Source organism: Paenibacillus violae, from assembly GCF_032461945.1.
Taxonomy (GTDB): domain Bacteria; phylum Bacillota; class Bacilli; order Paenibacillales; family NBRC-103111; genus Paenibacillus_E; species Paenibacillus_E violae.
The window spans coordinates 224,453-236,915 of the sequence record NZ_JAWCUD010000010.1; the positions used below are offsets into that span (position 1 = coordinate 224,453).

The 12,463-nt window shown below is 50.9% G+C and carries 9 protein-coding genes; 5 read left to right on the forward strand and 4 right to left on the reverse strand.

What is annotated here, in order from left to right:
• The first annotated feature begins 295 nt into the window (after positions 1-295).
• Positions 296-994 (forward strand): hypothetical protein, encoded by a 699-nt coding sequence (locus RQP52_RS25785; RefSeq protein WP_315954495.1) that lies wholly within the window; start codon positions 296-298, stop codon positions 992-994.
• Between the two features lie 335 nt (positions 995-1,329).
• On the opposite strand, the gene RQP52_RS25790 is transcribed toward RQP52_RS25785, so the two are convergent.
• From RQP52_RS25790 to RQP52_RS25800, 3 genes are read right to left on the reverse strand one after another with little or no spacing between them, the layout of a single operon-like run.
• Entirely contained in the window at positions 1,330-3,111 is a 1,782-nt protein-coding gene (locus RQP52_RS25790) for an ABC transporter ATP-binding protein (protein ID WP_315954496.1), read from the reverse strand.
• Positions 3,104-4,861, reverse strand: coding sequence for an ABC transporter ATP-binding protein (locus tag RQP52_RS25795; RefSeq protein WP_315954497.1), 1,758 nt, complete (start codon positions 4,859-4,861; stop codon positions 3,104-3,106). Before RQP52_RS25795 ends, RQP52_RS25790 begins: the two co-directional genes overlap by 8 nt.
• A gap of 33 nt (positions 4,862-4,894) precedes the next feature.
• A complete protein-coding gene (locus RQP52_RS25800) occupies positions 4,895-5,341 on the reverse strand; it encodes a MarR family winged helix-turn-helix transcriptional regulator (protein ID WP_315954498.1) in 447 nt (148 codons plus the stop codon).
• A 367-nt stretch (positions 5,342-5,708) separates the two neighbouring features.
• On the opposite strand from RQP52_RS25800, the gene RQP52_RS25805 reads away from it, so the two are divergent.
• Positions 5,709-6,071: a DUF2294 domain-containing protein gene (locus RQP52_RS25805; RefSeq protein ID WP_315954499.1), complete on the forward strand. Its 363-nt coding sequence runs from the start codon at positions 5,709-5,711 to the stop codon at positions 6,069-6,071.
• 226 nt (positions 6,072-6,297) lie between these two features.
• Here the strand turns inward: RQP52_RS25805 and RQP52_RS25810 are convergent, their stop codons facing one another.
• Positions 6,298-6,546, reverse strand: coding sequence for a hypothetical protein (locus RQP52_RS25810; RefSeq protein ID WP_315954500.1), 249 nt, complete (start codon positions 6,544-6,546; stop codon positions 6,298-6,300).
• 35 nt (positions 6,547-6,581) lie between these two features.
• Here RQP52_RS25810 and RQP52_RS25815 point away from each other — a divergent pair, with 35 nt between their 5' ends.
• From RQP52_RS25815 to RQP52_RS25825, 3 genes are all read left to right on the forward strand, one after another.
• Positions 6,582-8,939 (forward strand): FdhF/YdeP family oxidoreductase, encoded by a 2,358-nt coding sequence (locus RQP52_RS25815; RefSeq protein ID WP_315954501.1) that lies wholly within the window; start codon positions 6,582-6,584, stop codon positions 8,937-8,939.
• Positions 8,940-8,944: 5 nt separating this feature from the next.
• Entirely contained in the window at positions 8,945-9,811 is an 867-nt protein-coding gene (fdhD, locus tag RQP52_RS25820; protein ID WP_315954502.1) for a formate dehydrogenase accessory sulfurtransferase FdhD, read from the forward strand.
• 95 nt (positions 9,812-9,906) lie between these two features.
• Complete coding sequence (locus tag RQP52_RS25825; protein WP_315954503.1) at positions 9,907-12,417, forward strand: S1C family serine protease; 2,511 nt, start codon at positions 9,907-9,909, stop codon at positions 12,415-12,417.
• The last annotated feature ends 46 nt before the right edge of the window (positions 12,418-12,463 follow it).

The window sequence follows — 12,463 nt, forward strand, 5'->3', positions numbered from 1 at the left end:
ACGATTAAAAATAAGGTAAGTAAAATATTTGTGGTATGCAGTTCTGCCTTTAATTGCGTTATATCTGTTTGTAGTTGTTGTGAAAGGTTGTTAGTTTGATCTGCTACATTTCCAATCCTACTACTGATATCGTTAAAAAACTGGTGAAGTTCTGAAAAGTCCAAAGAATATCATCCTCTCAGATATAGATGCTTATTTTCTATATAATACTGTATATTTCTAATAATTTACAGTATTAATTCCATATTATAGTATTTAATTGTAGTATATATATTATTTTAAGGAGATGGTATTTTTGTTAAAAATTAAAGAAAGAGTTTTATCAGCTTTACTGGCACTTTGTTTTGTATTATCTATACCTTTTCAGGCATCAGCAGAAGAAGTAGTTTCCACACAAAAAGTTAAACTTAAACTGACGTATGTTGATATTCCCTTTTCTGAAAGCGTCAATCTGGTTAGAAGTGAAACTATCGATTCTGCAAAAGTTGAAGTTTTTGATACAAAAACTGGGGAATTGTTGAATACATATCGAGAAACGATTGAAAAACAACAGAAGAAGTCTAATATTAATTCTATTACAAGCGGCGATTACTACATAGTGACCACTACTAACGATAGAACAGATGGTCCGAGTGGTACACAAGCAGTTACTAGATTAACTGTTAAAATGAATGTCTATAGTTCTGGCGGGTTTAGACAAATAAACTCGATAGAATCTAAAACTATGGCTGTAGTAAATTCAGGAAGTTTTACTTTAGAATCTGTAGACACTGTGGCTATTTCAGCTACAGGCAGTTTTCCTACCACCGGAATAAGAGCCAATGGAACTGGTGTAATTACAAAAAAAATGACCTATACGTCTCTTTGGGAATTTAGTGCGGGACTATCGGCTTGGAAAATGGCGGAGTTTAATATTACTTATCAGGATAGTACAGCTAAAGAATTTTATGCTAGAAAGCCTATAAGTGTGAGTTTAAACTATAGTTTATATTAATTTAAAAAGACTACGGTAAAACCTTAGACGGAATTCTTTGCAAGTAAGTAAACAAAAAAGAGGGCTCCCAGATTAACGGGAACCCCCTTTTTGCATCTCTAACGGACTGAGCAGCCCTTATTCAATGAATTTGGGGCATTTTCAAATTGTAACGGACTCCAAAGCCGCTATTCACACAAAAATTGTGCGTTTTACTTGATTTATTAGCTAATAAGGACTCTGGTGTCCGTTACATTTGAGAAATAGGGAAATAAACGAAAATAACGTCTCTGGTGTCCGTTGCGGAAAGCTTGACCGCCTCAGCCATGGAGGCAGCCTTCAACCGTAACGGCTCCTTAAAGCGAGCTAACCTGGCTGAATTGGTTGGCATACAATTCATAATAATGCCCGCGGAGCGCAAGCAGCTCCTCATGCGTGCCCCGTTCCACGATCTCGCCGCCGTGGATGACCAGAATCGCACTCGCTTCGCGAATCGTGCTGAGCCGGTGGGCGATCACGAAGCTCGTGCGCCCTTTCATCAGAACGCCCATCGCCTGCTGGATGTGCAGCTCAGTGCGCGTGTCGACGGAGCTCGTCGCCTCGTCGAGCACGAGGATCGCGGGATCGGCGAGAATCGCCCGCGCGATCGTGAGCAGCTGCCGCTGGCCTTGACTCAGGTTGCCGCCTCCGGCGGTCAACATGGCGTCATAGCCGTTAGGCAGCTTGCGAATGAACCCGTCCGCGTTGGCAAGCTTCGCGGCGGCTTCGACTTCTTCGTCCGTCGCGTCCAGACGGCCGAAGCGGATATTTTCTCGGATCGTATCCGAGAAAAGGTACACATCCTGCAGCACGATGCCGAGGCGGCTGCGCAAACTGTCTTTATCGAGGCTGCGAATATCGCGGCCGTCGATAGTGATGGAGCCCTCGCCGACATCGTAGAAGCGGGTCAGCAGGTTGATGATCGTCGTTTTGCCGGCGCCCGTCGGGCCAACCAAGGCGATCAAATCGCCGGGCTCTGCGGCGAACGTGACATCGTTCAGCGTAGGCACGTCGTCGGTGTAGCGGAAGGAGACGTTTTGAAAAACGACTTCACCTTTCACGTCGGTTAGCTGCTCGAAACTTGTGCCAGGATCGTATTCCGTCTCGCGATCCATCACTTCAAACACACGCTCAGCACCCGCGATGCCGGACTGAATCATATTATATTGATTCGCAAGATCGTTGATGGGGCGGCTGAACTGCCTGGAATAGTTGAGGAAGCTGATAATAACGCCAACCATCGTCCAACCTTTGAGCACCATCCAGCCACCTATGGCAGCCAGCAGAATGAAACTGAAATGATTGATCATGTTCATGCTTGGTCCCATCATACCCGAAAGCTGCTGGGCGCCAGTACCGGCTGTGCGGAGCTGCTTGTTGATCGCACCCAACTGGCGGACCGTCGCGGCTTCACGGCGGAACGTTTTAACTACTTTTTGCCCGGAGATCGTTTCCTCGATTAAGCCATTGAGTTCACCGAGCCGCTGCTGCTGTTCCTTGAACAGGCGCTGAGTGTGCCTCGTAATCTGCTTCGTCGTGAATAGAACGATGGGAACCGTAATCAATGTAATGAGAGTAAGCCAAATGTTCAAAGTAATCATCATAATAAAAGATCCGACTATCATAACGATACTTGTAATGATTTGCGTTAAGTTTTGACTGAGCGTAGTTGCTACGTTATCGACGTCATTCGTCGTGCGGCTCATAAGTTCACCGTGAGAAGTCTTGTCAAAATAACTGATCGGAAGCTTGTGCAAGTGGCGAAACAGATCCTGTCTCATTTCCCAAACCGTCCGCTGAGATACCCCTGCCATCACATAGGATTGAATCCAAGTAGCGGCACCGCTGAACAAATAACAGCCAAGTAAAAGAAGGCAGAGTCCAAGCAGCCCGCTGCGGTCCCGCGGTACGATATAGTCATCGATGGCGACGCCTATCAAATAAGGCCCGAGCAGCGCAAGACCGCTGCCGACAACAGTAAGGATAATAACAGTGATCAGCCCGATGCGCTGCTGCTGAAGATAACCCCACATGCGAAGTAGGGTAGCACCGATGTGCTTGGCGCGCGGCTTTTGCGCCGGTGTCTGCTTTTTAGCCATGAAGGGCGGTCTCCTTTCCTTGCTGCGAGCGGTAAATGTCTTGATAGATCGCGCTTGTCGCCAGCAGCTCTTCGTGAGTTCCCCGTGCGGCGATGCGGCCCTCATCCAGGACAAGAATTTGATCGGCGTGCAGCACCGATGTAACGCGCTGCGCGATGATGATGCGTGTGCTGCCGGCCATTAACTGCTGTAGGGATCGCTGGATGCGCTTCTCCGTGCCAAGGTCAATGGCGCTGGTGCTGTCATCCAGTACAAGCAGCGGTGAGCGCAGGAGCAGAGCTCGCGCAATCGCTATGCGCTGTTTCTGACCGCCGGATAGATTCACCCCGCGTTGTCCCAGCTTCGCCTCGTACCCTTCGGGTAACTGGCGAATGAAGCTATCCGCTTCCGCAGCCTTGGCGGCTTCCTCGATCTCGGCCGCAGTAGCCCCGGGCCTGCCGAAAATAAGGTTCTCGCGAATGGTCCCGCTAAACAAGATGGACTGCTGCAGCACAATGCCAATTTGACTGCGAAGCTGTTCGACGGGCATTTCTTTAATATCAACGCCACCTAAAAGAATGCGGCCCTTCGTTGCGTCATAAAGCCGTGGAATCAAGCTGACAAGCGTGGATTTACCGGAGCCGGTCGCCCCGAGAATCCCGATCGTTTGACCTGGCAGCGCTTTGAAAGAGATGTCCTCAAGCACAGGCTGATTGGGAGCAGAATCATACACAAAGGATACATGTTCGAACTCCAACTCACAGCCAGCCCCTAGTGAATTCCGCTCTGTATGTACTTCGTTCCGTTCCTGCACAGGTTCGTTCATATCCGGTTCTGTCTCCAAGACTTCACGGATTCGCTCGGCGGAGACTTGGGCGCGGGAAATATTCATCAGCGTATTGCTGATTGAAACCAACGAAAAGAGCACTTGAGTGATATAGATAATAAAAGCGGCCAAATCGCCAATCGCCATAGAACCGCTCCAGGTCTGTCCGCCACCGAACCACAGAACCGCAACAATGCTAATGTTCAAAATTAATGTCATCAGCGGTCCGCTTGTAGCCAGAGCGCGGGCGGAGCTGAGACTTGCGTCCAGCAGGGCGGTGTTCGCTTTACCGAAGCGGGTTCGCTCGAAGGCGGCGCGAACGAAAGCTTTGATCACCCGAATGCCTGATGTGCTTTCCTGCATAACGGTGTTAACGCGATCGAGCCTCGCCTGCATCAACCGAAAAAGTGGCGTAGAGCGTTTCATCAGCACAAATAAAATAAGAAATTGAATCGGGACGACGACCAGCAAAATCAAAGAAAGCCGTGGCGAAATAACAATCGCCATGATGATGCTGCCAATCAGCAGCGAAGCCTCGCGTGTAAACTGGCGCAGCAGAATTTGCAGAATGTTCAGCATTTGCATCACATCACCGGTCAAGCGAGTAATCAGCGAACCGGTTGAAAAAGTATCCAACTGCCGGAACGAGAAGGATTGCACCTTCTCAAAAACGCTGAGCCGCAAGTCAGCGCCAAAGTTTTGTGCGGCTTTCACCGTAAAAAACGTACAGCCTACCCCGCCGACTAGGCCGAGAAAAGCAACGCCCAACATGTGCAAGCCCGTTGACCAAACCAGCGCGAGGTTACCCTCGGCTACGCCGTGGTTCACAATAGCCGCCATGAGGCGAGGCTGAGTAAGGTCCATGCAGACCTCCATCACCATGAGCAAAGGGGCAAGCAGGGTAATTAGCCAGTAAGGTTTAACAAATGATCGTAGTTTCCACATCGCAAGAAGTCCTTTCTTTTGTTTGGTGGCTAACTAATTTCCTTCCTCTTTCGGACGCAGATTCGCCTGCATTTGAAGCAAAAGACGGCGGAATAGGAGGATTTCCTCAGGCAGAAAATGCGAAAAGGTCAGCTCATCCGTCGCCTTAATGGCTTCCTTGACATGGACGGTGACTTCCCTGCCTTTATCTGTTAAATAAACGCGGGTAACCCTCTGATCCGTTGGGTCTGGCCGGCGTTCAACAAGGCCTGTTTTCTCCATGCGGTCAACCATAACGGTCAGTGTTGCCGGCTTATTGTGTATGCGCGCGGCAAGCTCGCGCTGACTGAGTCCGTCTTCGGCGGACAGGGCAAGGAGCAACGGCGGTTGTCCGGGATAAACGTCATACGGATGAATGATTTGATCGATCGTCCGGCGGTGCATTTTCAGCAAATGAGACATCATATGTGTGAGTGATTCGGGATTCGGGTGACGCGACACGGATATCCTCCTTTTTTGTTAGGTGACTAATCAATATCTTAGATACGTATTTCGATCCTGTCAATACAAGATTTCACTTCTACGCTCCTTGTAAAATGCTCTTTGCACGGCTCCACGCATTTCAGGTATTGTATAGGTAAGGCATAAAAGGAGAGTGGAAGGAAATGACCGGCGCTATTATTTTGGGCGTAATTGCCCTTGTTATCATACTTGGAGCAACATTCTGGGTAACTCGGAAGGCGTACTCCCGCAGATGGGACGAAGAGGAGCGCGATTGAGGAGAGCGGTTTGCAGGCACAACCTCCCCCTAGTCAGGTATGCGCTTTCTTGCTATGATTGAAGGAGCAAACATAAAGGTGGATGGCCGATGAACCGAATGGAGGCCGAATTCAGTAACCTGGTCAAGGCTTATCGCAAAAGGCATATGGGCAAAGGGCCGGAGCGCGTTACGACGACTTTTTGCAAGTGCTGGGCGATCTGCGAAATGGCTGGCAACCTATCACCGGTGGAGAAGTTCATGGCGAAGACGGGCGATGGCAGACAAATGCTCCGCACGGCTCGCACGGAAATGGTCAAAGAGATGTATCGCGATTATCCCCCTGTGGAGATGGAAGAACTGCTCGGCGCGAAATTCGTCCAGCTGTTCGTTGACATCGACATTGAGCAGGACTTGGGGATGTCCGTATTCGTTTTTGATCAGGATTTGGAGAAGAAGTTTGGCGGGAAGTAGGCTGTGGTTGTTATGGGGAACTTTGTCTGACTGTTGACCGTAGACCGGGGACCACAGACCAGAGACCATTGCAGCTGTATAATCATGTAAAAAGTGCAGCAAAACATCGCAATTTTGCGATTTTGAGAGTGAATCGTGTATTTTATACAGCAAAATTACGGACTATAGCCACCAAATAGAGCTTTATCCCCAATTTTGATGTACTTTTTGCAGGATTCAATCTAAGTTATGCGTAGTTGGCATAAATTTGATGTACTTTTTGCAGTTTGAGGGCGTGACTTCCATACATGGCACCATCAAACGCAAAGGCAAACATGCCTCCCAAGGCAAGATTTGCTAAGAATGGCATATACATAATCAAAGTGCTTGGCACTTGGTAGCGAACCTGCCGGAGACTAACCACTGTAGAACATCGCTTGTAACTTTCTGAAAAGGAAGCTTGCAGGGCGAGTTTTGCGGTGGTTTTTTGCTTCATATCAATCCAATATCATGATAAAGGAGCTGCTTATAATGGGAAAAACGAAGCACACCGGGCCGATCAAGCTGCCCGCCAAACCGGATCCGAAGCTGTGGGTCAGCAAAGTGCCGTTCGGGTTAGGCAAAGTGAAGCCGCAGCATATTCGGGAAACGGCCAAGATTGCTTGGCAGAATCGGGATAATCTTCCTTATGCCTACCGAATATTAACGCAAGGGGTCTGCGATGGCTGTGCATTAGGTGTGTCGGGGCTTTACGACCAGACGCTGGCAGGGCCGCATCTCTGCACGACACGGCTGAACGTGCTTCGGCTGAATACGATGCCGGCGATCCGGGAGGAGCTGCTCCATGCGGACATCGACGAGCTGAGCCGCATGAGCAGCACAGAGCTAAGGCAGCTCGGGCGTATTCCTTATCCGCTCATACGGCGGCACGGGGAGCGGAAATTCAGCCGCGCCACATGGGATGAGGCGATGGACACCATCGCGGCGAAGGCGCGGGCGATTGACCCGAAGGGGATGGCTTTTTATTTGACGGCCAGAGGAATCACGAACGAGTCTTATTATGCGGCGGCCAAGGTGGCGAGGCTGCTGGGCACAAACAATATCGACAATGCCTCGCGCATCTGTCATTCGCCATCGAAGACGGCTTTGAAGCGCTCCGTCGGTGTCGGGGCTTCGACATGTAATTACAAGGACTGGATCGGAACGGACGTCCTAGTGTTCTGGGGCAGTGTGGCCGCGAACAATCAGCCGGTCTCAACGAAGTATATGTATGCGGCCAAGCGCAAAGGGACGAAGATCATTGTCATTAACCCGTACTATGAGCCCTCTATGGAGCAGTACTGGATTCCTTCCATTCCCGAATCGGCATTATTCGGGACCAAGCTTGCCGACGATGTGTACCAAGTGAACATCGGCGGAGACATTGCCTTCATGAACGGCGTCATGAAGGTATGGTTCGAGATGGAGGAGGCTGCGCCCGGCTCCGCCATCGACCATGCGTTCGTGCAGGCGCACACGAACGGCTACGAGCAGCTGCGCGCCCACGTGGCGCAGCAGGACTGGACGACGCTTGAGCAGTCGTCCGGGCTCTCCCGCGAACGCATGCGCGAGTTCGCTCAGCTGCTTGCGCGTGCCGCGTCCGCAGTTTTCGTGTGGAGCATGGGGCTCACACAGCACCGCTTCGGCACGGACAACATCTCGCAGGTGGCGAATCTCGCCCTCCTGCGCGGCTTCCTCGGCCGCGAACACTGCGGGCTGATGCCCATCCGCGGCCACAGCGGGGTGCAGGGCTCCGGCGAAATGGGCGCGGATCCCTTCTCTTTGCCCGGCGGCGACATCAGCAGTGCCGTCGACCGCAGCCGCATCGAGCAGCTCTGGGGCTTCGCGCTGCCGAGCTGGCAGGGTGACATCGTCGGTGTCACCCTGGAGAACGCGCTTCTGCCCGAGGAGCAGGAGCGGAAGCTCCGGCTGTTTTACACATCCGGAGGCAATTTCCTGGAGACGATGCCTGACCCGGCATTTGTCCGTGAAGCTCTAACCGCAGTCGATGTCCGTGTTCACCAGGACATCATCCTGAACAGCTCCACGCTGCTGGATGCGCGGGAGGCCGTGGTGGTGCTGCCGGCGATGACGCGTTACGAGCAGCCAGGGGGAGGTACGTCCACCTCGACGGAGCGGATGGTGTACTTTTCGCCCGAGATCGCCGGCCCGCGGATCGGCGAAGCCCGCGCGGAGTGGGCGATCTACTCCGATTTGGCCCGCCGCGTGAAACCCGAAGACGCCGCCCGGCATCTCGGCTGCGGCAGCGCCGCGGCCATTCGCGAGGAGATTGCGCTGGCCGCGCCAAGCTACAATGGCATCCAGCACCTGCGTGAGCGCGGTGATGTATTTCAATACGGCGGCGCTTGGCTGTGCGAGGACGGCGTCTGCCCGACGCCGGATGGTCGCGGCGCACTGCTGCCGATTGAGCTTCCGCAGCTGCGGAAGCCGGAGGGCCACTTTGCCGTGACGACGCGGCGCGGCAAACAGTTCAACTCGATGATCTACAGCGACATCGATCCGTTCAACGAAGCGGATCGTTACGATGTGCTGATCCATCCCGGGGATGCGGCGCCTCTTGCTCTAAGCGAAGGGGAGGCGATTGTGGTCTACAACCGGTTCGGCAGCATGCACGGCAGGGTCAAATTTGCCGAGATCAAAACCGGCAATATTGAAGTCCACTGGCCGGAAGGGAACAGCTTGATCCCGAAAGGCGTTTACGAGCCTCATGCCGGCATCCCGGAATATAATACAGCGGTTATTGTGGAGAAAGCAGAAACGTACCATGCCCACAAAGACACGCGTTACGTCGAGAAGCGGATTGAAGAGCTGGAGATCGAGGCGGGGTGATGACGATGGAAAACGAACAAGATCGGGTTGAGTCTACTGGCTTTGCCGAATCTCTGAAGTCTGCAGAGCCAGCGGAGCCAGGGCTTTCTTCAACGACAACATGGAACATTTACCGCTATAATGGCACGGAAATTCTCCCTCAAGAGGACACGATCGCGACGGAGACGCCGTTAACGATCAAGGTGGATGGCGAGGAATTCGCTACGCTGGTGTACACACCAACGGATTCGGTTGATCTGGTTACCGGCTTTCTTGCTTCTGAAGGCTTGATTCGATTCGTCGATCAGATTGAGTCCCTCACATTAGAGGAGGAACGCGGCTTCGCCTATGTGAAGCTGCGGCATTTGCACCAGCTAAGTAAACAAATGGTGTCCAAACGGTTCATCGGCTCCTGCTGCGGCAAAAGCCGTCAGTTTTATTTTCACAATGACGCTCGCACGGCCAAAACCGTTTCTACGAAACTTCAGATTACGATTCAGCAGTGTTTTCACCTTATGAGTCTCATGCAGGAGCAGTCGGCGGATTTTCGAGCTACGGGGGGACTGCATAATGCAGCCCTGTGCACGGCGGATGAGCTGCTCTTGAGCAGGTCGGACATCGGAAGGCATAATGCACTGGATAAAATATATGGTCACTCGCTGAGACAGCGAATACCTGTTCGTGATAAAGTGATTGCCTTTAGCGGGAGGGTCTCTTCTGAGGTCGTACTCAAGGTTGCCAAAATCGGAGTCGGTATTTTGCTGTCGAAATCTGCCCCAACGGACTTGGCGCTTAGATTAGCGCAAGACCTAGGAATTACGGTCGTTGGTTTTATCCGAAGGGACCAATTAACGGTCTACACCCACCCGCAGCGTATAGCGGAATGTCGATAAACCCCTTTTTATGTGGGAAAATTTGTATTGTCTCTCTATCACAAATATGCTAGATTCTAGTCACTGTCATATTTTGTTAAGAGAGGAAGACCGTCATGGGGAATTGGAATACCGTTGCTAAAAAAGGGGCAACAGCGTTACTGGCCGCCTTCTTGCTTGTTTCCCTGCAGGGGCCGTCACCTTCTTATGCAGCCGAAATAAATGCCGAAGTTCCTAAAGTGATTGAAAAAGCCTCACCGTCGGTTGTTGCAATTATCGGCAAGCCATCCTACGATTCAGATAAAACACTGGAGAAAAATCGTTTTAATCTTGCACACGGCACAGGCGTAATCGTCGAGTCCAATGGCGTCATCGTGACGAATGCACATGTTGTCAAAGATATGAAAAATATCGTTGTTGTTACATCGGACGGCACTACCTATAACGGGCATGCCACGAATATCGATGAGGAGAGCGACTTGGCATTGGTGAAAATCGAGGCCACCGGCTTATCGCCCGCGACTTTCGCTTCTTCCTCGGACATTAAAGTGGGCGAAACCGTCGCGGCGATTGGGACGCCGATTTCTTTCGCTTTGCGTAATTCCGTTACGGTAGGGATTGTCAGCGGACTTGACCGCTCGGTTAGCTCGCAATATCAGCTTATTCAAACAGATGCGGCGATCAATCCAGGCAACAGCGGGGGCGCATTAATTAACATGAATGGTGAGGTTATCGGTATTAATACGATGAAATATGCCGATTTCGGGGTTGAAAATCTCGGCTTTGCCATTCCGGTAGACACCGTCAAGTATGTGTTGAAGCATTTTAAGTTGTACGGGAAAGTAAAGCGTCCTTATTTGGGGCTGGAGCTGGAAGAAAGCTGGGAGGCCGTCGTTGGTTTGCCTAGCTCGACAGGACTTCGGGTTGCTTATGTCGATCCTGATTCACCGGCCGCGGCCGCGGGCATTGAGCAGGATGATCTGGTGGTTTCCATCGGTGCCAACAAGGTGAAAACGCTGGTCGACTACAATGAGGCGATCAAGAAGTATTTGCCGGATGAGAAGGTGGATATCACCATTCAGTCAGAGGGTGCGACCGTGACGAAGTCTGTTACGCTCGGCGAAGTGCTTCATCCCGAAACGAAGTGGAAGGAAGACGCGGAGGGGTCTGATTTGGACGCGGACCGCGGTAAAACCAAGATCGGCGACAGCCATTTCGGCTGGTCGATGAAGTATCCGGCAGGTTTAGTGAAAGGGCACCAATCCGAGGAGGGCGATTCGGTTAGCTTCATGGATGCCAAAGGAGAGTTCTCCTTGTCCATCCAAGTTGATAACGAGAGCGATGAGCTGTCTCCGTCGGCGCTTTTGAACAAATTAACCGGCAGTGAAGATGATGACTACAATGATATGGCGGCATCCACGATTCTGGAGCGCCAATATGTAAAGCGCGAAGGCGGTCCGTTTGCCAAAATTGTTGGCCGTTCCGGAGATGACGGCTACATTCAAACGCGTGGTTATCTTCACCAAGGGCGCCTATATAAAGTGCAATTATTTGTAACGAAAGATCACTATAACAACGATTTTAAACAAAATAGCTATAATGACTTACTTGATTCTTTTAAGCTTTCCTTTAATGCGCAAGATGAATCGCTCAGAGATATTTCGGTTTATTCTAACGGCAATACGACCTATACGAATGAGTATGGCTTATCATTTGCCTTGCCTTCCAGCTGGCAGAAAAGCAGTTATACCGGAAGCTCCTCCTTCTTTAATTCGGATTATTCGCAATCGCTGCAAGTTGAGGTGACGTCGGCTTCATCCGGCGACACGTTAGCCGCGTGGGCTGAACGTGAGCGCAAGCAGCTTGAAGCGCAGTATGTGCAGAAATATCGTAAGATCAGCGTCCCTGAGGAGCTTACTTTGGCCGGGGTTCCAGCTTTAAAGACAGCTCATGCCGAAACACTGGGTAACAAATGGACCGCGGGGTACTCGCTCTTTTTCATTAAGGATAAATATAAGTATGAGGTTGAAGTCAGCTATCCGCAGGAGGAGGAGGGGGCTGAGATCAATGATCTCTTGCACACCTTAACCTCCACGATTGAAGTGGATAAAGACCACATGGACCAAGAGCTTGGTTTCATTCAAGATCTGGACGAACTGATGGATCCGAATCGTACCATTACCTATAAAAATGAGAAATATAAATACACCCTGCAAATTCCTGAAATGTGGACAAGCAGCAAGTCATACGACAACAAAGACCAAGTGAGCAAGTCCTTCCTTTTCACCGGAGGATACTTGACGATCGGCGCAGATACCATCACACCTTATGAAGATGCGGTAAAAGAAGAGGACGCGGCGCAGAAGAAGAGTCACGATAGCGATAGCGAATATGCCTATACCGATGAGGAAACGACAGTGCTTGGCGGCGTGAAGGCGAAGAAATACGAAGTTAATTATGTGAGTGCCAAAGTGCCTTACAAAGAAACAACGTACATTTTCAGCCAAAATCAAATGACTTATACCGTTACGCTGCGCATGGACGAAGCGGTTCGAACAGAGGCTAATGAAGCTCGTTTGAAAAAGGCTTTTGACTCTCTCAAATTTTTGGATGCGGCGAACAAATAGCCTGCGGAAGCAGCAGGACATGTATGACCCTCTCCTCAGTCGTGAC

Bases quoted from the DNA above. Each gene is read 5' to 3' on its own strand.
- RQP52_RS25790 (WP_315954496.1), bottom strand. From the start codon at position 3,111: ATGGCTAAAAAGCAGACACCGGCGCAAAAGCCGCGCGCCAAGCACATC.
- RQP52_RS25795 (WP_315954497.1), bottom strand. From the start codon at position 4,861: ATGTGGAAACTACGATCATTTGTTAAACCTTACTGGCTAATTACCCTG.
- RQP52_RS25805 (WP_315954499.1), top strand. From the start codon at position 5,709: ATGAACCGAATGGAGGCCGAATTCAGTAACCTGGTCAAGGCTTATCGC.
- RQP52_RS25810 (WP_315954500.1), bottom strand. From the start codon at position 6,546: ATGAAGCAAAAAACCACCGCAAAACTCGCCCTGCAAGCTTCCTTTTCA.
- RQP52_RS25815 (WP_315954501.1), top strand. From the start codon at position 6,582: ATGGGAAAAACGAAGCACACCGGGCCGATCAAGCTGCCCGCCAAACCG.
- fdhD (WP_315954502.1), top strand. From the start codon at position 8,945: ATGGAAAACGAACAAGATCGGGTTGAGTCTACTGGCTTTGCCGAATCT.
- RQP52_RS25825 (WP_315954503.1), top strand. From the start codon at position 9,907: ATGGGGAATTGGAATACCGTTGCTAAAAAAGGGGCAACAGCGTTACTG.